Here is a 23,044-nt window from a genome sequence, read left to right as displayed (position 1 = left end):
GTCAACCGGAGGCGCTGCGCCTCCGGCTTTTCTTTGTGCTATAGTAGCGCCCCTTTTCCACCAGATGCTTAAAACTTCGCCATGTCGTCAGAATTACAGACCGCTTTCCCTGCACACCGTTTTTCCATTGCGCCGATGCTCGACTGGACGGACAGACACTGCCGCTATTTCCTGCGCCAGCTCTCCCGCCATACGCTGCTGTACACCGAAATGGTGACCACGGGCGCAATCATCCACGGGAAGGGCGACTATCTGGCCTATAGCGAAGAAGAGCATCCGGTTGCCCTGCAGCTGGGCGGCAGCGATCCGGCCGCGCTGGCGCAGTGTGCGAAGCTGGCAGAAGCGCGCGGCTACGACGAGATCAACCTGAACGTTGGCTGTCCGTCCGACCGTGTGCAAAACGGTATGTTCGGTGCCTGCCTGATGGGGAATGCCCAGTTGGTGGCGGACTGTATCAAGGCGATGCGTGATGTCGTTTCCATTCCGGTGACGGTCAAAACCCGTATCGGGATTGACGACCAGGACAGCTACGAATTCCTGTGCGATTTCATCAATACGGTCTCCGGAAAGGGTGAATGCGAGATATTCATCATCCATGCGCGAAAGGCCTGGCTCTCCGGCCTGAGCCCGAAAGAGAACCGTGAAATCCCGCCGCTGGACTACCCGCGCGTGTATCAGCTGAAGCGTGACTTCCCGCACCTGACCATGTCCATTAACGGCGGCATCAAGTCGCTGGAAGAGGCCAAAGCGCACCTTGAACATATGGATGGGGTGATGGTTGGGCGCGAGGCGTATCAGAATCCGGGCATTCTGGCGACGGTCGATCGCGAAATCTTTGGCATCGAAGGTGCAGACACCGATCCGGTTGCCGTCGTGCGGGCGATGTATCCTTACATTGAGCGCGAGCTGAGCAACGGTACGTATCTCGGCCATATCACCCGCCATATGCTTGGGCTGTTCCAGGGCATTCCGGGCGCGCGTCAGTGGCGTCGCTACCTGAGCGAAAACGCGCATAAAGCCGGTGCCGATATCGAGGTGCTGGAACATGCGCTGCGACTGGTGGCAGACAGGCGATAACTTTCGCTAAAAGTTCGTCAAATTCACCACGCCCTGCGAATTCTCGCGGGGCGTTTTGCTTTAAGAACAACACGTTATGTCTGGCATGATTCTTGTAATGTTTGCAGTATCATTCGGGAACTCGTGGGAGAGCACCATGCTGGAACTACTTTTTGTGATTGGCTTTTTTGTCATGCTGTTAGCAACGGGCATTTCGCTGCTCGGCATTCTGGCGGCTATCGTGGTGGCGACGGTCGTCATGTTTATTGGCGGATTGTTTGCGCTGACGATCAAACTGCTGCCGTGGCTACTGCTGGCCGTGGCGGTGGTGTGGGTGATACGGGCGATTAAATCGCCAAAAGTGCCCAGTTATCAGAGCAATAACCGCTTCCGTTACTAAGGTATTGAGGGGTTCGTCACAGAGTTGTAACTTTTCCGGCAGCATGGCTTAGAACAGAATAGGATTTACTTATCGAATCTGTCACTATGACTGCCGTTAAAGAATTCATCGCGCTGTACCCTACATACAGCCGAACTAAAAAAAGAAAGGGCTTCCCACGGGAAGCCCAATTTCTTTTTGGGGCTCAGGGAATCAACAAACTCGACCCCTGCGTTGCCCGGCTCTCCAGCACCTCATGCGCACGCTGCGCATCGGCTAGCGGGTATTTCTGCGCTTCTGCCACATCCACCTTAATGACGCCGCTGGCGATCAGAGAGAACAGCTCATTGCTGGCTTCCTCAAGTTCTTCCCGGTTGGTGATGTAACCCTGCAGGGAAGGGCGCGTGACGTACAGCGAGCCTTTCTGGTTCAGGATGCCGAGATTCACGCCGGTGACAGCACCTGAGGCGTTTCCGAAGCTCACCATCAGCCCACGACGCTGCAGGCAGTCCAGCGATGCCTCCCAGGTGTCTTTCCCAACCGAGTCATACACGACACGCACCTTTTTGCCGCTGGTGATCTCCTTCAGCCGTTCGACAATGCTCTCTTCACGGTAGTTAATCACCTGCCAGGCGCCCGCCTGCAGTGCGCGCTGCGCTTTTTGGGCATTGCCCACGGTGCCGATCAGTTTTGCGCCCAGCGCTTTTGCCCACTGACAGGCGATGAGCCCGACACCACCCGCCGCGGCATGAAACAGGAACTGCTCATCGGGTTTAATTTCATAGGTTTTACGCAGCAGGTAGTAAACGGTTAACCCTTTCAGGAAGGAGGCTGCCGCCTGCTCAAAGGAGATGGCATTAGGCAGCAGGGCGGCTTTATCCGCCGGGACGTTGTGGACGGAGCTGTAAGCGCCCAGCGCAGATTGTGCATACACCACGCGGTCGCCCTCTTTAAGATGCTTAACCGCGCTGCCCACTTTGATGACGAGACCGGCTGCCTCGGTGCCCAGTCCGCTCGGCATCGACGGAGGCGGGTAGAGCCCGCCGCGAATATAGGTGTCGATGTAGTTTATGCCGATGGCTTTGTTTTCAACCTGCACTTCGTTTTCGCCAGGCGCGGTGGGGGTGAACTCCACCGCGTTGAGTACTTCTGGACCGCCGTGCTTAGCAAATTCTATTCGTAATGCCATGATTCCTCCGAGGCAGAGTTGTGGTAACCTTTGTGGTCCCTAATATATAATTAAATATTTATTTAATTATTCGATCTCGGTAACTCCATTCACTATGGCAGGAAACAAACCCTTCAACAAACAGACTGAACCTCGCGAGCGTGATTTCCAGGTCGCAGGGTTAAAAGTCCCGCCGCACTCGATTGAAGCGGAACAGTCGGTGTTGGGCGGTTTAATGCTGGATAACGAACGCTGGGACGACGTCGCCGAGCGCGTGGTGTCTGAGGATTTCTACACCCGTCCGCACCGTCATATCTTTACCGAAATGGCGCGCCTGCAGGAGTCGGGTAGCCCAATTGACCTGATCACGCTCGCGGAATCGCTGGAGCGTCAGGGACAGCTGGACAGCGTCGGCGGGTTTGCCTATCTGGCAGAACTGTCAAAAAACACGCCAAGTGCGGCAAACATCAGCGCTTATGCCGACATCGTGCGTGAACGTGCCGTTGTCCGCGAGATGATCTCGGTGGCGAATGAGATCGCCGAAGCCGGTTTTGATCCGCAGGGTCGCACCAGTGAAGACCTGCTCGACCTTGCCGAGTCCCGCGTCTTCAAAATCGCTGAAAGCCGCGCCAACAAAGACGAAGGCCCCAAAAATATCGCCGACGTCCTCGACGCCACCGTTGCCCGTATCGAACAGCTGTTCCAGCAGCCGCACGACGGTGTGACTGGGGTGAACACCGGTTATGACGATCTCAACAAGAAAACCGCCGGTCTGCAGCCGTCGGATTTGATTATCGTCGCGGCGCGTCCGTCGATGGGTAAAACGACCTTTGCGATGAACCTCGTCGAAAACGCGGCGATGTTGCAGGATAAGCCGGTACTCATTTTCAGTCTTGAGATGCCCTCTGAGCAGATCATGATGCGTTCTCTGGCATCGCTGTCGCGCGTGGACCAGACCCGCATCCGTACCGGCCAGCTCGACGATGAGGACTGGGCGCGCATCTCCGGCACCATGGGCATTCTGCTGGAAAAACGTAACATCTATATTGATGACTCTTCCGGCCTGACGCCGACGGAAGTCCGTTCCCGCGCGCGTCGTATCGCCCGTGAACACGGCGGTATCGGCCTTATCATGATCGACTACCTTCAGCTGATGCGCGTCCCGTCGCTCTCCGACAACCGTACGCTGGAGATCGCCGAAATTTCCCGCTCGCTCAAGGCGTTAGCTAAAGAGCTGCACGTGCCGGTGGTGGCGCTGTCGCAGCTTAACCGCTCTCTGGAACAACGTGCCGACAAGCGCCCGGTCAACTCCGACCTGCGTGAATCCGGCTCCATCGAGCAGGATGCCGACTTAATCATGTTTATCTACCGTGATGAGGTTTATCACGAGAACAGCGACCTGAAAGGGATCGCCGAAATTATTATTGGTAAACAACGTAACGGCCCAATCGGGACGGTACGTCTGACCTTTAACGGACAGTGGTCGCGTTTCGACAACTATGCCGGTCCTCAATATGATGATGAGTAATTTCTAAGGAATTCAAATGCAAGCGGCAACTGTTGTGATTAACCGCCGCGCTCTGCGACACAACCTGCAACGTCTGCGTGAACTGGCCCCCGCCAGCAAGCTCGTTGCAGTCGTGAAAGCGAACGCTTACGGACACGGTCTTCTTGAGACCGCGCGAACGCTCCCCGATGCCGACGCCTTTGGCGTCGCCCGTCTTGAAGAAGCTCTCCGCCTGCGCGCGGGGGGGATTACCCAACCGATTCTGCTCCTCGAAGGCTTTTTCGAAGCCGCCGATCTGCCAACTATCGCGGATCAGCATCTGCACACGGCGGTACACAACGAAGAACAGCTGGCCGCACTGGAAACCGCTGAGCTGAGCGAGCCGGTGACCGTGTGGATGAAGCTTGATACGGGCATGCATCGTTTGGGCGTGCGTCCGGAAAGCGCGGAAGCGTTTTATCAGCGTTTATGCCGGTGTAAAAACGTGCGCCAGCCGGTGAATATTGTCAGCCACTTCGCCCGTGCCGATGAGCCTGAGTGCGGGGCGACCGAGCGGCAGCTGGATATCTTTAATACCTTCTGCGAAGGCAAGCCGGGGATGCGCTCGATCGCCGCATCCGGCGGGATCCTGCTGTGGCCGCAGTCGCATTTCGACTGGGCGCGACCGGGCATCATTCTTTACGGCGTGTCGCCGCTGGAGAATAAACCCTGGGGGCCGGACATGGGTTTTCAGCCGGTCATGTCTCTGGTGTCTACTCTGATTGCCGTGCGCGAACACAAAGCCGGTGAGCCGGTGGGCTACGGCGGCACCTGGATCAGCGAGCGTGATACCCGTCTCGGCGTCGTGGCGATGGGCTATGGCGACGGTTATCCGCGCGCTGCACCCACGGGTACGCCGGTGCTGGTCAACGGTCGCGAAGTAAAGATCGTTGGCCGCGTGGCGATGGACATGATTTGTGTCGATCTGGGTCCTGAAGCCCAGGATAAACCCGGCGACGATGTGGTGATGTGGGGGGAAGGTTTACCCGTTGAACGTATTGCTGAAATCACGAAAGTGAGTGCTTACGAACTTATTACCCGCCTGACGTCTCGGGTGGCGATGAAGTACGTCGACTAACATTTTATTCCAGGGAAGGATAATGTCCCCTTCAGAAATCGCTGCGTGTCTGGCCTATGCTCTCTCCGTCTGGCTGGCCGCCAGAAACAATATCCATACGTGGTGGATAGGTATCATTGGTAGCGGGCTTTATGCCTGGGTCTTCTATTCTGTGCAGCTTTATGCTGACGTTACCCTTCAGTTCTTTTTCATCATAACGAGCATAACCGGTTGGCTGCATTGGCTTAAAGGCAATCATGGAGAGGTCTTGCCTGTTCGTCGTACCAGACCGGGACATTTTTTTATGCTTTTAGCCTGCGCCGTAAGCGTAGCAGCGGCGTACGGGTGGATATTGCATCTCTATACCAATGCATGGGCCCCCTGGCTGGACTCCATCATTTTGACATTCAGCATTCTTGCTCAGTTTATGTTGATGGGACGGCGTCTGGAAAACTGGTACATCTGGCTTGCCGTTAACACGCTGGCAGTACCGCTGTACGCGACGAGAGAACTGTATCTGACCGCCGGTTTATATCTGGTGTTTTGGTTTAATGCGTGGCACGGACTGTATCAGTGGCGCAAGGAGATCCGTGCGCAATGACGCTGTATGCCAACGGTCTGGTGGTCGGCAAATTCGCACCATTACATGCGGGCCATGAAGCGCTCATCAATACGGCACTTGAGCAGTGCGAGACGGTCTGTATCATCAGCTATTCGTCGCCGGAAATACGCGGTTACGAACCTGAAAAGCGGCTTAACTGGTTAATAACGCGCTTCCCACAATGTCGCCACCTCGTGCTTTCGCCGCAAGTGTTGGCTTCATATGGCCTTGCGCCACCGCCACCGAATGACGCTGATGACGATCTTCACCGGCATTATGTTGCAACGCTATGTGAGGACATTCTGCATTGTCAGCCAGAGGCGGTATTTACTGCCGAAGACTATGGAGACGGGTTTGCCACTGTCCTGAGCCAGCGTTTCGGACGACCGGTTGCGCACGTGCGTCTCCAGCGTCAACAGGGACCAGAGGCTCCATCGGGAACGCTCATCCGTTCTGATGTTCATCGTTATCGCAAGATGATGTCCCCTGAGGTGTATCGCAGCTTTGTTTTTCGTATCTGCTTATTAGGTGGAGAATCGACGGGCAAAAGCACGCTTGCAAAGGCACTGGCGCAAACGCTAAACGTTCCGTTCGTTGCAGAGTATGGTCGTGAACACTGGGAAAAGAAGAACGGCATCCTTGATCTGGAGGATTTGCTGCATATTGCCCGCGAGCAGGTGCGTCGGGAAGAATCAGCCTGCACGGCGCCTTATCTGGTCTGTGATACGTCACCTTTAACGACCCTGTTTTACGCGCTCGATCAGTTTGGCAGCGCGCCGCAGGCGTTAATGGCGCTTGCTGAACGAGACTATGCACTGGTCGTGCTTTGCGGAGATGATTTTCCGTTTGTGCAGGATGGCACCCGGCAGGGGGAGGCGTTTCGCCACAGACAGCAGGTATGGTATGAAGCAGAGCTATCACAACGAAACATTCCTTTTCTGCGCGTGCAGGGCTCGGTGCCTGAGCGAATCGATTGCATTTGCCGATATATCGAGTGTCTGGCCTGATATCGCACTCGACCTTCACCTGCTTCCGGTTTATTGTTGAAATCCCTGCCTCATCGAATTCCGGAGAACCATCGCGTGTTTCAGAAAGTTGACGCCTATGCCGGCGACCCTATCCTCTCCTTAATGGAGCGTTTCAAAGAAGATCCTCGCAGCGACAAAGTGAACCTCAGCATCGGTCTGTATTACAACGAGGATGGCATTATCCCTCAATTAAAAGCCGTAGCTGAAGCCGAAACGCGTCTGAACGCTGTTCCACACGGCGCTTCTCTGTATCTGCCGATGGAAGGGCTAAACGCTTATCGCAACACCATCGCACCGCTGCTGTTCGGCGCCGATCACGCGGTGCTCGCGCAAAAACGCGTGGCGACCATCCAGACGCTGGGCGGCTCGGGTGCGCTGAAAGTGGGCGCAGACTTCCTGAAAAAATATTTCCCGGATTCAGGTGTGTGGGTCAGCGACCCGACGTGGGAAAACCACGTTGCGATCTTCGAGGGCGCGGGCTTTAAGGTGGCGACCTATCCGTGGTTTGATAGTGAAACTAACGGCGTGCGCGTTGACGCGCTGCTGGAAAAACTGAACACCCTGCCGGAGCGCAGTATTGTGCTGCTGCATCCGTGCTGCCATAACCCGACCGGTGCCGATCTCACCAATACCCAGTGGGATGCGGTGATCGAGGTGCTGAAGGCCCGTAACCTGATCCCATTCCTCGATATTGCCTATCAGGGCTTTGGCGCGGGTATGGAAGAAGACGCCTATGCCATCCGCGCCGCTGCCAGCGCGGGGCTGCCTGTTCTGGTGAGTAACTCCTTCTCTAAAATCTTCTCCCTGTACGGTGAACGCGTTGGTGGTCTTTCCGTGGTATGTGAAGACGCCGAAGCAGCCAGCCGCGTGCTGGGTCAGCTGAAAGCGACGGTGCGCCGTATCTACTCCAGCCCGCCAAACTTTGGTGCGCAGGTGGTGGCAACGGTTCTCGGTGACGAAACGCTGAAAGCGTCCTGGCTTGGCGAAGTGGAGGCGATGCGTAAGCGCATCCTGTCGATGCGTCAGGAGCTGGTTAATGTCCTGAAAGAGGCCGTGCCTGGGCATAACTTTGATTATCTGCTCAAGCAGCGCGGGATGTTCAGCTATACCGGACTGAGCGCGGCGCAGGTCGATCGCCTGCGCGAAGAGTTCGGCGTCTACCTGATCGCCAGCGGCCGTATGTGCGTGGCGGGCCTGAATGCCGGCAACGTTCACCGCGTGGCGCAGGCGTTTGCCTCCGTAATGTAAGTATTCACTTACTTGCATGCTATATGTAGGCCGGGTAAGGCGCAGCCGCCACCCGGCTTTTTTGTTCGCGCCGGTGCCAGTCATTGCCCGGTGGCGCTGCGCTTTGTGATCGTCTTCTTTTTATTCCGCTTCATAAGCAAAAACTCCTTCCCTTCACCTCCCGCTGGGGTTATGGTCGGATAGTTTTTTGACCATTCACTCAAAATAAAACGATAACAAGCTGAATATTCAGGGGAAAATATGCGCAAGATCACACTGGCGCTCAGCGCCGCCTGCTTATTGTTCTCACTTAACAGCGCCGTCGTCGCGCGAGCTTCCGCCCCGACGCCGCTTTACACCGGCACTACCGCCGCCATTCTCGCCGAGCAGGCACCCATTCACTGGGTTTCCGTGGCCCAAATCGAAAACAGCCTGATGGGGCGCCCACCAATGGCCGTGGGCTTCGATATTGACGATACCGTGTTGTTCTCAAGCCCAGGATTCTGGCGCGGCAAAAAAATGTATTCTCCCGACAGCGAAGCGTATCTGAAGAACCCGGAGTTCTGGGAAAAAATGAATAACGGCTGGGACGAATACAGCATTCCGAAAGAGGTCGCCCGGGCGGTAATTGCTATGCATGTTAAGCGTGGCGACAGTATTTATTTCGTCACCGGTCGTAGCCAGACCAAAACGGAAACCGTCTCCAGAACACTGCAGGACGATTTCCAGATCCCGGCAGCCAACATGAACCCGGTCATTTTTGCCGGTGACAAAGAGGGGCAAAACACCAAAATCCAGTGGCTGGAAAAGAAAAACATCAAAGTGTTTTATGGCGATTCGGATAACGACATTACCGCCGCGCAGGATGCAGGAGCCAGAGGGATCAGGGTGTTACGCGCGTCTAACTCTACCTATCGACCGCTGCCGATGGCCGGAAAGTTTGGCGAAGAGGTGATCGTCAACTCGGAGTACTGAGTCCCTGGCAGCGAGTTTGACTCTTTTTTAATCAAATCTCGCTGCTGCGGGTTTTACCTTTCGTCTTCTTGCTGCACACTTAGAAAGATTCATCTTTCATCACGGAGCAGCCTATGTGGTACCAACAGACCCTGACCTTAAGCGCGAAGCCACGCGGATTTCACCTGGTGACGGATGAAGTCATCGGGCAACTCCGCGACCTGTCGCGCGTCAGAACGGGTTTACTGCATCTGCTGCTTCAGCATACGTCTGCCTCTCTGACGCTGAATGAAAATTGCGATCCCACCGTCCGGTCTGACATGGAGCGGCATTTTCTGAAGAGCGTCCCGGACAACGCCCCTTACGAGCATGACTATGAGGGGGCGGACGATATGCCTTCGCATATTAAATCCTCTTTGCTGGGCGTATCGTTGATGCTGCCGGTCCACAACGGGCGGCTGCTGCTGGGCACGTGGCAGGGGATCTGGCTGGGAGAGCATCGCATTCACGGTGGTTCGCGTAAAATTATCGCCACGCTACAAGGGGAATAAAGATGACAATTTCGGAGATACTTCAGTACTGCATGAGCAAGCCCGGCGCGGAGCAGAGCGTCCATAGCGACTGGAAAGCCACGCAGGTTAAGGTGGGGGATGTGCTGTTTGCGATGGTGAAAGAGGTGGAGGGCCGTCCGGCGGCGTCGCTGAAAACCAGCCCTGAACTGGCGGATTTACTGCGTCAGCAGCATGATGACGTGAGGCCGAGCCAGCACCTCAATAAGGCGCACTGGAGCACCGTCTATCTGGATGGATCGATTCCAGGCTCGCAAATTTACTACCTGGTGGACGCGTCCTATCAGCAGGCGGTTGAGCTGCTGCCGGAAACGACCCGACAGCAACTCTCCGTGTGACAATTACAGCAACGGTTTAAGGAAGCGCGCGGTGTGCGAGGCTTCGCACTCTGCAACGGTCTCTGGCGTACCGGAGACGAGGATTTCACCGCCGCCGCTGCCGCCTTCCGGGCCAAGATCGACAATCCAGTCCGCGGTTTTAATCACGTCCAGGTTATGTTCGATGACCACGATGGTGTTGCCCTGATCGCGCAGCTGATGCAGCACGTCCAGCAGCTGCTGGATGTCGGCAAAGTGCAGACCGGTGGTCGGCTCATCCAGGATATACAGCGTCTGGCCGGTACCGCGTTTTGACAGCTCGCGCGCCAGCTTCACGCGCTGCGCTTCACCGCCGGACAGCGTCGTGGCGGACTGCCCCAGACGAATGTAGGTCAGGCCGACGTCCATCAGCGTCTGCAGCTTACGCGCCAGCGCGGGAACGGCGTCAAAGAACTCGCGCGCCTCTTCGATGGTCATATCCAGCACTTCGTGGATGGTCTTGCCCTTGTACTTAATCTCCAGCGTTTCGCGGTTATAGCGCTTGCCTTTGCACTGGTCGCACGGCACGTAGATATCCGGCAGGAAGTGCATCTCAACCTTGATCACGCCGTCGCCCTGGCACGCTTCACAGCGGCCGCCGCGCACGTTAAAGCTGAAACGTCCCGGCGTGTAGCCGCGTGAACGCGCTTCCGGCACACCAGCAAACAGTTCACGTACGGGCGTGAAAACACCGGTATAGGTTGCCGGGTTAGAGCGTGGTGTACGGCCAATCGGGCTCTGGTCGATATCGATAACTTTATCGAAATGCTCCAGCCCCTGAATGTCGCGGTACGGTGCCGGCTCTGCCAGCGTCGCACCGTTTAGCGCGGTCTGTGCAATCGGGAACAGCGTATCGTTGATCAGCGTCGATTTACCGGAGCCGGACACGCCGGTGATACAGGTAAACAGCCCGACGGGCAGGGTCAGGGTGACGTCTTTCAGGTTATTGCCGCGCGCGCCGGTCAGCTTCAGCACTTTTTCCGGATCCGCTGCCACGCGCTGTTTGGGGACGTCAATCTTGCGCTTGCCGCTCATGTACTGGCCGGTCAGCGACTCGGGCACCGCCATAATGTCTTTCAGCGTCCCTTCCGCCACCACCTGGCCACCGTGGACGCCGGCACCCGGGCCGATGTCGATCACGTGGTCAGCGGCGCGGATCGCGTCTTCGTCGTGCTCGACCACAATCACCGTGTTACCGAGATTACGCAGGTGGATCAGGGTGCCGAGCAGACGTTCGTTATCGCGCTGGTGCAGGCCGATTGACGGCTCGTCCAGCACGTACATCACGCCCACCAGGCCCGCACCAATCTGGCTCGCCAGACGAATACGTTGGGCTTCACCGCCGGAGAGCGTTTCTGCCGAGCGGGAAAGCGTCAGGTAGTTCAGGCCGACGTTCACCAGGAACTTCAGGCGATCGCCAATCTCTTTCAGCACTTTTTCGGCGATTTTCGCGCGCTGGCCAGATAGCTTCAGGTTATTGAAGAAGTCCATCGCGTGGCCGATGCTCATGTCTGAGATGGTCGGCAGCGCCGTATTTTCCACAAACACGTGGCGCGCTTCACGACGCAGGCGCGTGCCCTCGCAGGTGGCGCAGGAGCGGTTGCTGATGAACTTCGCCAGCTCTTCGCGCACCGCGCTGGATTCGGTCTCTTTGTAGCGGCGCTCCATATTGTGCAGCACCCCTTCGAACGGGTGGCGACGCACGGAGGTATCACCGCGATCGTTCATGTATTTGAACTCGATGTTCTCTTTGCCAGAGCCGAACAGGATCACTTTGTGTACGTTCGGGCTCAGGCTGGCCCACGGCGCTTCCACGTCGAACTTGTAGTGCTCTGCCAGCGACTTCAGCATCTGGAAGTAATAGAAGTTACGCTTGTCCCAGCCGCGAATGGCGCCGCCCGCCAGGGACAGCTCCGGATTCTGGATCACGCGGTCCGGATCGAAATACTGCTGCACGCCCAGGCCGTCACACGTCGGGCATGCGCCCGCCGGGTTGTTGAACGAGAACAGGCGCGGTTCCAGCTCGCGCATGCTGTAGCCGCAAATCGGGCAGGCAAAGTTGGCGGAGAAGAGCAGCTCTTCCGCTTTCGGGTCGTCCATGTCGGAGACCACGGCCGTGCCGCCGGAGAGTTCCAGCGCCGTTTCAAACGATTCTGCGAGACGCGTGGCGAGATCGTCACGCACCTTAAAGCGATCAATCACCACCTCGATGGTGTGCTTCTTCTGCAGTTCCAGCTTGGGCGGATCGGACAGGTCACACACTTCGCCGTCAATACGGGCGCGGATATAGCCCTGGCTTGCCAGATTCTCCAGCGTTTTGGTGTGCTCACCCTTACGCTCTTTGATGATCGGCGCCAGCAGCATCAGGCGCTTGCCTTCCGGCTGCGACAGGACGTTGTCTACCATCTGGCTCACGGTCTGGGCCGCCAGCGGGACGTCGTGGTCCGGGCAGCGCGGCTCACCCACGCGGGCATACAGCAGACGCAGGTAGTCATGGATTTCGGTAATGGTACCGACCGTTGAACGCGGGTTATGCGAGGTGGATTTCTGCTCAATAGAGATAGCAGGGGACAACCCTTCAATGTGGTCGACATCCGGTTTTTCCATCAGCGACAGGAACTGACGCGCGTACGCAGAGAGTGATTCAACGTAACGACGCTGTCCTTCGGCATACAGGGTGTCGAAAGCCAGTGAGGATTTGCCAGACCCCGACAGCCCGGTCACGACAATCAGCTTGTCGCGAGGGATTATCAGGTTGATATTCTTGAGATTGTGGGTGCGGGCGCCCCGAACTTCGATCTTATCCATTCACCTTTCCCGGTTGGAACACGGATTGCCTGGTTTGTTTGAAGGACAAACGGCTGCCAGAAACGGCTAATTATGACACAATTTGACCTGTTTGAATATACAGTATTGGAATGCATTTTCTGATTCGCTGTGTAACAATGTGGAGTTGCGGGAGAACTCTGGAACGTGCTACGCAACTATCAAAGTGCAGCATGGAAATGGTACACTCGCGCGTTTACACTATTAAGAAACGTATTCAGGAGACACGAACATGGCCAGCAGAGGCGTAAACAAGGTGATTCTCGTCGGTAATCTGGGCCAGGACCCGGAAGTACGCTACATGCCGAGTGGTGGCGCAGTTGCCAACATTACGCTGGCTACTTCCGAATCCTGGCGTGATAAAGCGACCGGTGAGATGAAAGAGCAGACCGAATGGCACCGCGTTGTGCTGTTTGGCAAACTGGCCGAAGTGGCCGGTGAATATCTGCGTAAAGGTTCTCAGGTCTATATCGAAGGCCAGCTGCGCACCCGCAAATGGACCGATCAGTCCGGTGCTGAGAAGTACACGACGGAAGTGGTGGTTAACGTCGGCGGCACCATGCAGATGCTGGGTGGCCGTCAGGGCGGTGGCGCACCAGCAGGTGGCGGCCAGCAGCAGGGCGGTTGGGGTCAGCCTCAGCAGCCGCAGGGTGGCAACCAGTTCAGCGGCGGCGCGCAGTCTCGCCCGCAGCAGCAGTCTGCTCCTGCACCGTCTAACGAACCGCCAATGGATTTCGACGACGACATTCCGTTCTGATTTCCGCGTTCCCCAAACAAAAAACCCAGACATCGTCTGGGTTTTTTTATTCCATAAGGGATCAGGTAATCACCATCGGCCAGTCTGGTGGCGTGTGGCTCATCGCCTCAACCATCACCACTTTGATATTTTCCCAGACGGCGGCCATATCCAGCAGGGTAATGCCAAGCAGACCCGTTGCAAACCAGCAGGCAGCCCCCAGCCCCAACAGCGTGCTGATGACAGCGAGACCCGCGTAGTCAGATTTACGAAACTGAATGTTCAGCGTGCTGGCCAAAAACATCAGTACCGCACTCAACAAAGGCCAGCGCAGGAGTACCATGCTGGTAGTAATGGTTGCCATAAAACCCATCCTCTATAAAAAAGACGAACTGAATGAAACAGAGTATTTTCGTTACATAAGTTGTGTGAACTATATCACGTTTGCTGTTTTATTCGCCAGTCCCGGGATGATGAAAAACGAGCGATTCATAGTTGCCGAGAATCAGTGGATGCCTGAGTGAAAATATATCTTTGCTGGCTAAGTTCCCCAGTTCCCGCACTCTTTATAATGAATTCATTAAGATAGCAAAACTGATGCAAAAGGACGCACTCTGTACAATGTTTACAGCAATAACCCTATGGCTTATGCTTGAGTGGACAATTAATTTTACTCGCAGCTAACCTTTCAGGTTTTTGAATTTCATTATTTTTTTATTTCTTTGTACGTTTTTAATTACACACAACGTTGTTTTTAATTCGCTACGCTGAGATTCAGCCTGCGCGTTGGTTTGTCGATTTTCGAATCTGAAGAAAGTTGCGTCCGGTTTATCGCCTGATAATCAGCGAAAAAAATGAAAGAAAACCGACGTGAGATTGTTAATGACAGCATGCAGGCATTGCATGCGCTGGCTAAGCTAATGCCCCAGCTTCATGCTCAATGTTCTCTGGCCGACATGCTGGCGACCATCAGTCGCGCGCTGGGCGCAAGCCTTGCCTGGGTCAGCGTAAACGGTGATGACGGGCTGAAGCGCGTGGTATCCGCCGGGGAGATGACCTGCCATCCCCTCGACGTGGCCGATTTCCTGGCGAACACGCTGCTTCAGCGACATCATCGATCGTGGCGGGTGGTCTACTGGAAAGAGAATATTGGCCGCACGTTATTTCCTCCTCAGCACCCGGGCTATGCGCAACTGCAAAGCGGTGTGCTGTGCAAGCTTTCCACCCAAAACTGGCACTGCAGCGGCTATTTCTTTTTAGCGTTCGAAGAAAGGCTTTCTTCTTTGCCGATCCTGAAAAATATCGTCGTGGTGCTGGTCGAAAAATTAAAAGACTATTTTGCGGAAATTATTGCCCGAGAAAAAACGGCGCAGGAAATGCAGCGCGTCGTGACGCAATATAAGACGCTCTTTGAACGCGCCCCGGTTTTAATGAACTCTTTCGACAAATTTAACCGCTGCGTGCTGTGGAATGCCGAATGTGAAAAAGTATTCGGCTGGACGATGGCGGAGATCGCGGAACATGCCGATCCGCTTTCGCTGTTTTATCCCGATCCTGAAGAGCGGCGGCGGGTAAGAGAGTCGGTCAATGTCTCGCCGCTGAAGGATATGTATGAATGGCATCCGCTACGCAAAGACGGCACCCCGCTGACGGTGCTGTGGTCAAACATTCTGTTGCCGGACAACTCTATCCTGAATATTGGGCTGGATATCACCGAGCGGAAAAAAGCCGAACAGCAGCTCGAGGTTAAAGCCACCACTGACGATCTCACCGGCTGCTTTAACCGGTCTGCGATTTTGCAGCAGCTGGAGCTTGCGCTGGCTGCCAGTGCCAGGCAGGAGGCTAACAGCCATTTTTGCGTTCTGATGTTTGACCTGGATTTTTTCAAACAGATCAACGACGAGTGGGGACACCCAGTGGGCGATGCGGCGCTTCTTCACTTCTGTAATGCTATCCGTGAGTTGGCCCCTTCAGGCTCCGCATTAGGGCGCGTGGGAGGGGAGGAATTTTTGCTCCTGCTGGCGCAAACTGACGGCAATGGCGCTGCGCAACTGTCCGCCAGGTTGCGCACCGTTTTGCAAACTCATCCGCTGATTGTGGGCGAGAGAACGCTGTCGCTGTCGTTTAGCGCAGGGGTCGTGGAAGTCCGCGGAGGACAGCGGGATACTTCAGCCTTGCTAAGGCGTGCTGATAAAGCGTTATATGAGGCTAAGCATTTGGGGCGAGGAAAAACGGTGGTGGCGGCTGATTATTTATAAATCAGTGAACACAATACACCCGATCAAATAGCATAAAACGTCATGATGACGGTGTGCTTTTTTCATGCTGCCAGAAGTTTGGCTTAATCAACAATCGTCTGTTGTGTTATCTTCCCACCGCCCTTACGGGCTGGATAATTATTTTCCTTAATTGAAACGGAACGAATACTTACAGTTTCACTTACGGGAAAATATTATCGTCATAACGAAATTTAAGATTTTTAATACGAAAAGTCAGTTGCTAACTTCGCATGATTCATGCAACGTAATCACCTGTTTAACACAGCATCCGGCCTTCATTACTACAGGCGTACAACATGCAGGGATATAGGGCGGGAAATGAATCGTAGCGCGCAGCGCAAGATGCTCAGGGTGGTAGGGATCATCATGGTAGTTATGCTGCCGGTGATGCTTGCGCTATGGTTTGCCCAGCTAAGAGCCGTGTCTGAAACAAGCGCCCAGCTACGGACATTTGCTGAACTGGCTTTAGACAAAACAGAGCTGGTTATACAGCAGGTTGATCTGGCCCGGGACGAGGCGGAAAAATATCGGGGCGAGCTTTGCACCCCGGGACACCGTCAATATATGTTGAACGTTGTTCGTGGCCGCCTGTTTGTTGCCGATTTAATTTATGCTGAAGGTCAGAATTTTCTTTGTTCGACCGTTTTTACACCGGATCGTCCCTACGCCATTCCCGTCGCTAATTACACGCGTAAACCTGACGTCGCTATCTATTATTATCGCGACACCCCATTTTATACTGGTTATAAAATGACATATATGCAGCGTGGAAATTATGTGGTGGTCGTTAATCCACTTTCATACAGCGAAGTCATGTCTGCGGATCATTCTCTCTCGTGGGGGGTATACGACACGGTAACCAATGCTTTCTTTTCCGTCAGTCAGAAAGCCAATGTTTCTTTATTAAATTCGATGATTCGGGATAAGGAATCGGTATTTCAAAAAGATAACCGCTTTTATACGATCGTCACATCCCCCAAAAGACCGATTGCGGCCATCGTGTCGACATCGAATAAACGCTTTTATGAAACGCTTTACCATCAGGCGACATTAACGCTGCCGCTGGGAATGATTTGCAGCATTATTATTTTGCTGGTCTGGTCCCGCACCCATCGTGAGCTCAATTCGCCGGGGCGTTTACTGCACAGGGCGCTGAACAAACGCCAGCTTTGCGTGCACTATCAGCCGATTATTGATATCAAGAACAACCGGTGTGTCGGCGCGGAGGCGTTATTACGCTGGCCTGGTTTTAACGGGCAGGTGATGAGCCCGGCTGAGTTTATTCCGCTGGCTGAAAATGAGGGGATGAGCGAGCGGATTACGGATTATGTCGTTGAGGAAGTGTTCAGCGATTTGGGCCATTTCCTTGCCGAACATCCGCATCTCTATATTTCGATTAACCTGTCGGCGACGGATTTCCACTCCTCGCGGCTGATCGCCATGATTTCTGAGAAGGCCCGCCACTATGCCGTCCGCGCGCAGCAAATTAAAATTGAAGTGACGGAACGCGGTTTTATCGATGTGCCTAAAACCACGCCGGTGATTCAGGCTTTTCGTCAGGCGGGGTATGAAGTGGCGATCGATGATTTCGGTACCGGCTACTCGAACCTGCACAATCTCTACTCGCTGAACGTCGATATTCTGAAAATCGACAAATCGTTTATCGATACCTTAACGACCAACAGCACCAGCCACCTGATCGCCGAGCATATTATCGAGATGGCGCAAAGCCTGCGGCTGAAAACCATTGCGGAAGGGGTTGAGAAGGCAGAGCAGGTGAGCTGGCTGTTGAAGCGCGGCGTCCAGTTTTGTCAGGGGTGGCACTTCGCGAAAGCGATGCCGCCCCAGGAATTTATGACCTGGCAGCAGCAACCTTTGCACTGAGCGTGATTAATTCAACTGGTGGCGATAGTCGCTCGGCGTGCGGTCAAACTCGCGGCGAAACACGCGGGAAAAGGTTTGTTGCGACACATAGCCAAGATCCATCGCGATATCAAAAATCGGCCGCTGCGTTGAGCGTAGCGCCTGCGCCGCCAGCAGCAGTCTGCGCTGACGAATGTACTCACCCAGCGTCTGATGCATGACCGTACGGAACATTCTCTGTAAATACCATTTCGAATAGCCCGACTTTTTCGCGACCACATCAATGTTCAACGGTTGGTCGATATGGTCATCAATCCATTCAATAAGCGTCTGAATAATCTGCTGATGCGACATAAGGTTGCCCCTCTGTAGATACAACTATCTCGGTTAATTCGTCGTTTTCTCTGCGGGGGAGTATAATTCCTCAAGTTAACTTGAGGTAAAGAGGTTTTATGGAAAAGAGATTGCCGCGCATTAAAGCGCTGTTAACCCCCGGCGAAGTGGCAAAGCGAAGCGGCGTGGCGGTATCGGCGCTCCACTTCTATGAAAGCAAAGGGTTAATTAAAAGCATCCGTAACGGCGGTAACCAGCGTCGCTATACCCGCGACGTGCTCCGCTATGTGGCGATTATCAAAATTGCGCAACGAATCGGAATTCCCCTGGCCACGATCGGCGAGGCATTTGGCGTGCTGCCGGAAGGGCACACGCTGAGCCCGAAAGAGTGGAAAGAGCTGTCGTCCCAGTGGCGTGAAGAGCTGGACAGGCGTATTCATACGTTGGTCGCGCTGCGTGACGAACTGGATGGCTGCATTGGCTGCGGTTGCCTGTCGCGCAGCGACTGCCCGCTGCGTAACCCCGGGGACAAACTGGGTGAGCAGGGGACGGGAGCGCGGTTGCTGGAAGAGGATTGAGATCGGTTTGCCGGGTGGCGCTTCGCTTACCCGGCCTACCAAACCGTCAAATGTAGGCCGGGTAAGGCGTAGCCGCCACCCGGCAAAACCCCACATACATAAAGAACTAAAGCGCCACAAAGGGCGCTTTAGTTTTTCCCGGTCTTTGTCTTTCTCTCTATCCCGCTGGTTCACGGGAGGGTTTCCCCCGACATCAGCACCCCTCGTGTCGAGCTGGTTGGGGAGGTTCCGGATTGTGCTGACACTTTAATTCTATGCAAGGCCCGTTTTTTCGCCAGCGACGCTGACCGGTTTTTAGCCGAATTTTTTTCGCGGTGTTGTTCAATTTTCTATAGTTAAAAAGTATGAATAACAGGAGAAAGCCATGCTCACGGTACACCACCTAAACCAGTCGCGCTCGCATCGCGTAATCTGGGCGCTGGAAGAACTCGGTCTGCCTTATGAGATCGTTCACTATCAGCGCGAAAAGAACATGCTGGCACCTGAGGCGCTCAAAAAGGTGCATCCGTTGGGCAAATCACCGGTCATCGAAGATAACGGACTGATCCTCGCAGAGTCAGGCGCCATTCTGGAGTATCTGCAGGAGACGTACGATCCCGAGTCGCGGCTTAAGCCTTTAGATCCGGCGCATAAGGTGCAGTACCGCTTCTGGCTGCACTACGCGGAAGGATCGCTGATGCCGCTGCTGTTAATGAAGCTGGTCTTCAACAGCCTCGGCAAGCCGCCGGTGCCGTTTGGTATCCGAACCCTGGGGAAAGCGCTGGGGCAGGGGGTGCAGAAAGCGTACCTCAACCGCCAGCTGGAAACCCATGCACGCTTTATTGAGTCGCACCTTGCTAAAAACAGCTGGTTTGCCGGGGATTCGCTCAGCATGGCCGACATCCAGATGAGCTTCCCGATCTTTGCCCTGCTGGCGCGCGGCGGTATTAATAACCTGCCGCATAGTCAGGCATGGAAAACGAAGGTTGAAAACAGCCCTGGCTGGCAACGAACCCTGGCACAAGGGGGGCCGTTATCCATCCCGGGGGAGGATTGAAATGTAAACAAATTGCGCATAGACGATAACGTTTGCGCATCCTCTGTTTATTTCTTCAGCGTCATAAGTGAATTTTAGCGAAAAACGATAAAGTTCAGTTGAAAAGGGCGGGGATTAGGCTAGATAATCGTTTGCCTTAGTTTGACCACCCGTTTGTAAGCGCGGAGCTAAACGTTTGCTTTTTCTGTGACGCCCTTTCGTCGCAAACGCAACACAAGGATTTGACGTTTAGCTGGCAGTGGCGTCTCCACCTCGCTTACGGACTTCCTAAAAAACTCTCAGGGGATGTTTTCTATGTCTACGCCATCTGCGCGTACTGGCGGTTCACTTGACGCCATGTTTAAAATTTCGGCCCGCGGCAGCACCGTGCGCCAGGAAATCGTTGCCGGTTTGACAACGTTTCTGGCGATGGTGTATTCCGTCATCGTTGTGCCGGGCATGCTGGGCAAAGCGGGCTTCCCGCCAGCAGCTGTCTTTGTAGCGACCTGCCTTGTGGCCGGCGTGGGCTCTATCGTGATGGGCCTGTGGGCGAACCTGCCGCTGGCGATTGGTTGCGCCATCTCCCTGACCGCGTTTACCGCGTTCAGCCTGGTGCTGGGCCAGCACATCAGCGTACCGGTTGCGCTGGGCGCCGTTTTCCTGATGGGTGTGCTGTTTACCGTTATTTCAGCGACCGGCATCCGTAGCTGGATCTTGCGCAACCTGCCGCAGGGCGTGGCGCACGGTACCGGCATCGGTATCGGCCTGTTCCTGCTGCTGATCGCCGCCAACGGCGTCGGTCTGGTCATCAAGAACCCGCTGGACGGTCTGCCGGTGGCGCTCGGCCATTTCGCCAGCTTCCCGGTGATCATGTCGCTGATCGGGCTGGCGGTGATTATCGGTCTGGAAAAACTGAAAGTCCCGGGCGGCATCCTGCTGACCATTATCGGCGTTTCCATTGTCGGCCTGATTTTCGATCCGAACGTCCATTTCTCCGGCATTTTCGCCATGCCGTCGCTGAGCGATGACAAAGGCAACTCTCTGATTGGCAGCCTGGATATCGTTGGCGCGCTGAACCCGGTCATCCTGCCAAGCGTGCTGGCGCTGGTAATGACCGCGGTGTTTGACGCGACCGGTACCATTCGTGCGGTGGCCGGTCAGGCGAACCTGCTGGATAAAGACGGTCAGATTATTGACGGTGGCAAAGCGCTGACGACGGACTCCCTGAGCAGCGTCTTCTCAGGCCTGGTGGGCGCAGCGCCTGCGGCGGTGTACATCGAGTCCGCAGCGGGTACGGCGGCAGGCGGTAAAACCGGCCTGACGGCGATCACCGTTGGCGTGCTGTTCATGCTGATCCTGTTCCTCTCTCCGCTCTCCTACCTGGTTCCGGCGTACGCGACCGCGCCAGCGCTGATGTACGTTGGCCTGCTGATGCTGAGCAACGTGGCGAAAATCGACTTTGCGGATTTCGTGGACGCGATGTCTGGCCTGATTACCGCGGTCTTTATCGTGCTGACCTGTAACATCGTGACCGGCATTATGATCGGTTTCGCGTCGCTGGTGATTGGTCGTCTGGTCTCCGGGGAATGGCGCAAGCTGAACGTTGGTACCGTTGTGATTGCCGTTGCGCTGGTGGCGTTTTACGCGGGCGGCTGGGCTATCTAAATTGGCCTTTGATGCGAAAACGGGTGGCTCAGGCCGCCCGTTTTTATTTTCAGGACTCATCCTGTTGCCTTTTGCGTTACTCTGGGGAAGATAGAATAAAAGGCACGACGCCTTCCGGAGTACATAAGCAACACAGCAAACAGGGAACGCATGGAAATCTTCTTCACAATACTCATCATGACCCTTGTGGTCTCGCTATCCGGGGTGGTTACACGCGTACTGCCCTTTCAGGTCCCCCTGCCATTAATGCAAATTGCCATCGGCGCGCTGCTGGCGTGGCCGACGTTTGGCCTGCACGTGGAATTTGACCCAGAACTGTTCCTCGTGCTGTTCATTCCGCCACTGCTGTTTGCGGATGGCTGGAAAACGCCCACGCGCGAATTCCTTGAGCACGGGCGAGAGATCTTCGGCCTGGCGCTTGCGCTGGTGGTGGTCACCGTCGTCGGGATTGGTTTCCTGATCTACTGGACGGTACCGGGTATCCCGTTAATTCCTGCCTTTGCGCTGGCCGCCGTGCTGTCGCCAACCGATGCCGTGGCGCTGTCCGGTATTGTGGGTGAAGGCCGTATTCCGAAGAAAATTATGGGGATTTTACAGGGGGAGGCGCTGATGAACGACGCCTCCGGCCTGGTTGCCCTGAAGTTTGCTGTGGCCGTTGCGATGGGCACGATGGTCTTTACCGTCGGCGGCGCGACGCTGGAATTCTTCAAGGTGGCGATTGGCGGTATTCTCGCGGGCTTCGTGGTGAGCTGGCTGTACGGCCGCTCGCTGCGCTTCCTCAGCCGCTGGGGCGGCGATGAACCCGCTACGCAGATCGTACTGCTGTTCCTGCTGCCGTTCGCCTCTTATCTGATTGCCGAACATATCGGCGTGTCGGGCATTCTGGCGGCAGTGGCGGCAGGGATGACCATTACCCGCTCCGGCGTGATGCGCCGCGCGCCGCTGGCTATGCGTCTGCGTGCCAACAGCACCTGGGCGATGCTGGAGTTTGTCTTTAACGGCATGGTGTTCCTGCTGTTGGGCCTGCAGCTGCCGGGCATTATGGAATCCTCGCTGGTGGCGGCCGAAGCCGATCCAAACGTTGAAGTCTGGATGCTGTTTACCGACATCGTGCTGATCTACCTGGCGCTGATGCTGGTGCGTTTCGGCTGGCTGTGGACGATGAAAAACTTCAGCGTCCGCTTCCTGAAGAAAAAGCCGATGGAGTTTGGTTCGTGGACAACGCGTGAACTGCTGATTGCCTCTTTTGCGGGCGTACGCGGGGCGATCACCCTTGCCGGTGTCCTCTCCATTCCGCTGCTGCTGCCGACGGGCGACGTCTTCCCGGCGCGTTACGAGCTGGTGTTCCTGGCAGCGGGCGTCATTCTGTTCTCACTGTTTGTCGGCGTGATTATGCTGCCGATTTTACTCCAGCATATTGATGTCGGTGATTCGACCCAGCAGCACAAGGAAGAGCGCATTGCGCGTGCAGCGACCGCCGAAGTGGCGATTGTCGCCATCCAGAAAATGGAAGAGCGTCTGGCCGCGGATGCGGAAGAGAACATCGATAATCAGCTGCTGACGGAAGTGAGTTCCCGCGTAATTGGTAATCTTCGCCGCCGCGCGGACGGGCGTAACGATGTGGAAAGCTCGCTGCAGGAGGAGAACCTGGAACGCCGGTTCCGTCTGGCAGCGCTGCGCTCAGAGCGTGCTGAACTGTACCACCTGCGCGCCACGCGCCAGATCAGCAACGAGACGCTGCAAAAGCTGCTGCACGATCTGGACCTGCTGGAAGCGCTGTTGATAGAGAATCAGTAGCGCTGTTTTGC

21 protein-coding genes are annotated in these 23,044 nt (G+C 55.4%); 17 read left to right on the top strand and 4 right to left on the bottom strand.

The annotated features are described in order from the left end of the window. The first annotated feature begins 81 nt into the window (after positions 1 to 81). On the top strand, positions 82 to 1,077 hold the full coding sequence (dusA, locus tag LJA86_RS20765; protein ID WP_229226676.1) for a tRNA dihydrouridine(20/20a) synthase DusA: 996 nt from the start codon (positions 82 to 84) through the stop codon (positions 1,075 to 1,077). A 136-nt stretch (positions 1,078 to 1,213) separates the two neighbouring features. Next, the gene (gene pspG / locus LJA86_RS20760; protein ID WP_229226675.1) at positions 1,214 to 1,456 is read left to right on the top strand and encodes an envelope stress response protein PspG; all 243 of its coding nucleotides are present in this window, start codon (positions 1,214 to 1,216) and stop codon (positions 1,454 to 1,456) included. A 184-nt stretch (positions 1,457 to 1,640) separates the two neighbouring features. Here the strand turns inward: pspG and LJA86_RS20755 are convergent, their stop codons facing one another. Continuing rightward, a complete protein-coding gene (locus tag LJA86_RS20755; RefSeq protein WP_229226674.1) occupies positions 1,641 to 2,624 on the bottom strand; it encodes a quinone oxidoreductase in 984 nt (327 codons plus the stop codon). 94 nt (positions 2,625 to 2,718) lie between these two features. On the opposite strand from LJA86_RS20755, the gene dnaB reads away from it, so the two are divergent. From dnaB to LJA86_RS20715, 8 genes are all read left to right on the top strand, one after another. Then, on the top strand, positions 2,719 to 4,131 hold the full coding sequence (dnaB, locus tag LJA86_RS20750; RefSeq protein ID WP_008503375.1) for a replicative DNA helicase: 1,413 nt from the start codon (positions 2,719 to 2,721) through the stop codon (positions 4,129 to 4,131). A 16-nt stretch (positions 4,132 to 4,147) separates the two neighbouring features. Further along, entirely contained in the window at positions 4,148 to 5,227 is a 1,080-nt protein-coding gene (gene alr / locus LJA86_RS20745) for an alanine racemase (protein ID WP_229226673.1), read from the top strand. Between the two features lie 22 nt (positions 5,228 to 5,249). Further along, positions 5,250 to 5,807, top strand: a complete 558-nt coding sequence (gene pnuC, locus LJA86_RS20740) for a nicotinamide riboside transporter PnuC (protein ID WP_023293520.1) — start codon at positions 5,250 to 5,252, stop codon at positions 5,805 to 5,807. Continuing rightward, positions 5,804 to 6,814, top strand: coding sequence for an AAA family ATPase (locus LJA86_RS20735; RefSeq protein WP_229226672.1), 1,011 nt, complete (start codon positions 5,804 to 5,806; stop codon positions 6,812 to 6,814). Before pnuC ends, LJA86_RS20735 begins: the two co-directional genes overlap by 4 nt. Positions 6,815 to 6,889: 75 nt before the next feature. After that, complete coding sequence (tyrB, locus tag LJA86_RS20730) at positions 6,890 to 8,083, top strand: aromatic amino acid transaminase (protein WP_229226671.1); 1,194 nt, start codon at positions 6,890 to 6,892, stop codon at positions 8,081 to 8,083. Positions 8,084 to 8,323: 240 nt separating this feature from the next. Beyond that, entirely contained in the window at positions 8,324 to 9,037 is a 714-nt protein-coding gene (aphA, locus tag LJA86_RS20725; protein ID WP_045909173.1) for an acid phosphatase AphA, read from the top strand. A gap of 113 nt (positions 9,038 to 9,150) precedes the next feature. Then, positions 9,151 to 9,567, top strand: a complete 417-nt coding sequence (locus tag LJA86_RS20720) for a secondary thiamine-phosphate synthase enzyme YjbQ (RefSeq protein ID WP_045909174.1) — start codon at positions 9,151 to 9,153, stop codon at positions 9,565 to 9,567. Between the two features lie 2 nt (positions 9,568 to 9,569). Then, positions 9,570 to 9,923 carry an MmcQ/YjbR family DNA-binding protein gene (locus tag LJA86_RS20715; protein ID WP_008503382.1) on the top strand — a complete coding sequence of 118 codons (354 nt, stop codon included), beginning with the start codon at positions 9,570 to 9,572 and terminating at the stop codon, positions 9,921 to 9,923. 3 nt (positions 9,924 to 9,926) lie between these two features. On the opposite strand, the gene uvrA is transcribed toward LJA86_RS20715, so the two are convergent. Next, positions 9,927 to 12,749, bottom strand: a complete 2,823-nt coding sequence (gene uvrA / locus LJA86_RS20710; protein ID WP_063622858.1) for an excinuclease ABC subunit UvrA — start codon at positions 12,747 to 12,749, stop codon at positions 9,927 to 9,929. 250 nt (positions 12,750 to 12,999) lie between these two features. Here uvrA and ssb1 point away from each other — a divergent pair, with 250 nt between their 5' ends. Beyond that, positions 13,000 to 13,524 (top strand): single-stranded DNA-binding protein SSB1, encoded by a 525-nt coding sequence (gene ssb1 / locus LJA86_RS20705; protein ID WP_008503384.1) that lies wholly within the window; start codon positions 13,000 to 13,002, stop codon positions 13,522 to 13,524. Positions 13,525 to 13,585: 61 nt separating this feature from the next. On the opposite strand, the gene LJA86_RS20700 is transcribed toward ssb1, so the two are convergent. Continuing rightward, on the bottom strand, positions 13,586 to 13,867 hold the full coding sequence (locus LJA86_RS20700; protein ID WP_045261050.1) for a YjcB family protein: 282 nt from the start codon (positions 13,865 to 13,867) through the stop codon (positions 13,586 to 13,588). A 490-nt stretch (positions 13,868 to 14,357) separates the two neighbouring features. Here LJA86_RS20700 and LJA86_RS20695 point away from each other — a divergent pair, with 490 nt between their 5' ends. Further along, entirely contained in the window at positions 14,358 to 15,761 is a 1,404-nt protein-coding gene (locus tag LJA86_RS20695) for a sensor domain-containing diguanylate cyclase (RefSeq protein WP_048030236.1), read from the top strand. 339 nt (positions 15,762 to 16,100) lie between these two features. Then, positions 16,101 to 17,666, top strand: a complete 1,566-nt coding sequence (locus LJA86_RS20690; RefSeq protein WP_229226690.1) for an EAL domain-containing protein — start codon at positions 16,101 to 16,103, stop codon at positions 17,664 to 17,666. Between the two features lie 6 nt (positions 17,667 to 17,672). Here LJA86_RS20690 and soxS read toward each other — a convergent pair whose 3' ends face one another. Beyond that, positions 17,673 to 17,999, bottom strand: coding sequence for a superoxide response transcriptional regulator SoxS (soxS, locus tag LJA86_RS20685; protein ID WP_008503387.1), 327 nt, complete (start codon positions 17,997 to 17,999; stop codon positions 17,673 to 17,675). A 98-nt stretch (positions 18,000 to 18,097) separates the two neighbouring features. On the opposite strand from soxS, the gene soxR reads away from it, so the two are divergent. From soxR to LJA86_RS20665, 4 genes are all read left to right on the top strand, one after another. Further along, a complete protein-coding gene (gene soxR, locus LJA86_RS20680; protein ID WP_008503388.1) occupies positions 18,098 to 18,556 on the top strand; it encodes a redox-sensitive transcriptional activator SoxR in 459 nt (152 codons plus the stop codon). A 364-nt stretch (positions 18,557 to 18,920) separates the two neighbouring features. Next, positions 18,921 to 19,592 (top strand): glutathione S-transferase family protein, encoded by a 672-nt coding sequence (locus LJA86_RS20675; RefSeq protein ID WP_048989830.1) that lies wholly within the window; start codon positions 18,921 to 18,923, stop codon positions 19,590 to 19,592. A 294-nt stretch (positions 19,593 to 19,886) separates the two neighbouring features. Then, the gene (ghxP, locus tag LJA86_RS20670; RefSeq protein WP_008503390.1) at positions 19,887 to 21,236 is read left to right on the top strand and encodes a guanine/hypoxanthine transporter GhxP; all 1,350 of its coding nucleotides are present in this window, start codon (positions 19,887 to 19,889) and stop codon (positions 21,234 to 21,236) included. Between the two features lie 150 nt (positions 21,237 to 21,386). Continuing rightward, positions 21,387 to 23,033, top strand: coding sequence for a Na+/H+ antiporter (locus LJA86_RS20665; RefSeq protein WP_008503391.1), 1,647 nt, complete (start codon positions 21,387 to 21,389; stop codon positions 23,031 to 23,033). The last annotated feature ends 11 nt before the right edge of the window (positions 23,034 to 23,044 follow it).

Source organism: Enterobacter sp. TCD1-1 (assembly GCF_020567405.1).
GTDB lineage: Bacteria > Pseudomonadota > Gammaproteobacteria > Enterobacterales > Enterobacteriaceae > Enterobacter > Enterobacter quasiroggenkampii.
The sequence above is the reverse complement of the archived record's forward strand: the minus strand, read 5'-3'. Positions and strand labels throughout refer to the sequence as shown.

Bases quoted from the DNA above. Each gene is read 5' to 3' on its own strand.
- dusA (WP_229226676.1), top strand. From the start codon at position 82: ATGTCGTCAGAATTACAGACCGCTTTCCCTGCACACCGTTTTTCCATT.
- pspG (WP_229226675.1), top strand. From the start codon at position 1,214: ATGCTGGAACTACTTTTTGTGATTGGCTTTTTTGTCATGCTGTTAGCA.
- LJA86_RS20755 (WP_229226674.1), bottom strand. From the start codon at position 2,624: ATGGCATTACGAATAGAATTTGCTAAGCACGGCGGTCCAGAAGTACTC.
- dnaB (WP_008503375.1), top strand. From the start codon at position 2,719: ATGGCAGGAAACAAACCCTTCAACAAACAGACTGAACCTCGCGAGCGT.
- alr (WP_229226673.1), top strand. From the start codon at position 4,148: ATGCAAGCGGCAACTGTTGTGATTAACCGCCGCGCTCTGCGACACAAC.
- pnuC (WP_023293520.1), top strand. From the start codon at position 5,250: ATGTCCCCTTCAGAAATCGCTGCGTGTCTGGCCTATGCTCTCTCCGTC.
- LJA86_RS20735 (WP_229226672.1), top strand. From the start codon at position 5,804: ATGACGCTGTATGCCAACGGTCTGGTGGTCGGCAAATTCGCACCATTA.
- aphA (WP_045909173.1), top strand. From the start codon at position 8,324: ATGCGCAAGATCACACTGGCGCTCAGCGCCGCCTGCTTATTGTTCTCA.
- LJA86_RS20720 (WP_045909174.1), top strand. From the start codon at position 9,151: ATGTGGTACCAACAGACCCTGACCTTAAGCGCGAAGCCACGCGGATTT.
- LJA86_RS20715 (WP_008503382.1), top strand. From the start codon at position 9,570: ATGACAATTTCGGAGATACTTCAGTACTGCATGAGCAAGCCCGGCGCG.
- uvrA (WP_063622858.1), bottom strand. From the start codon at position 12,749: ATGGATAAGATCGAAGTTCGGGGCGCCCGCACCCACAATCTCAAGAAT.
- ssb1 (WP_008503384.1), top strand. From the start codon at position 13,000: ATGGCCAGCAGAGGCGTAAACAAGGTGATTCTCGTCGGTAATCTGGGC.
- LJA86_RS20700 (WP_045261050.1), bottom strand. From the start codon at position 13,867: ATGGCAACCATTACTACCAGCATGGTACTCCTGCGCTGGCCTTTGTTG.
- LJA86_RS20695 (WP_048030236.1), top strand. From the start codon at position 14,358: ATGAAAGAAAACCGACGTGAGATTGTTAATGACAGCATGCAGGCATTG.
- LJA86_RS20690 (WP_229226690.1), top strand. From the start codon at position 16,101: ATGAATCGTAGCGCGCAGCGCAAGATGCTCAGGGTGGTAGGGATCATC.
- soxS (WP_008503387.1), bottom strand. From the start codon at position 17,999: ATGTCGCATCAGCAGATTATTCAGACGCTTATTGAATGGATTGATGAC.
- soxR (WP_008503388.1), top strand. From the start codon at position 18,098: ATGGAAAAGAGATTGCCGCGCATTAAAGCGCTGTTAACCCCCGGCGAA.
- LJA86_RS20675 (WP_048989830.1), top strand. From the start codon at position 18,921: ATGCTCACGGTACACCACCTAAACCAGTCGCGCTCGCATCGCGTAATC.
- ghxP (WP_008503390.1), top strand. From the start codon at position 19,887: ATGTCTACGCCATCTGCGCGTACTGGCGGTTCACTTGACGCCATGTTT.
- LJA86_RS20665 (WP_008503391.1), top strand. From the start codon at position 21,387: ATGGAAATCTTCTTCACAATACTCATCATGACCCTTGTGGTCTCGCTA.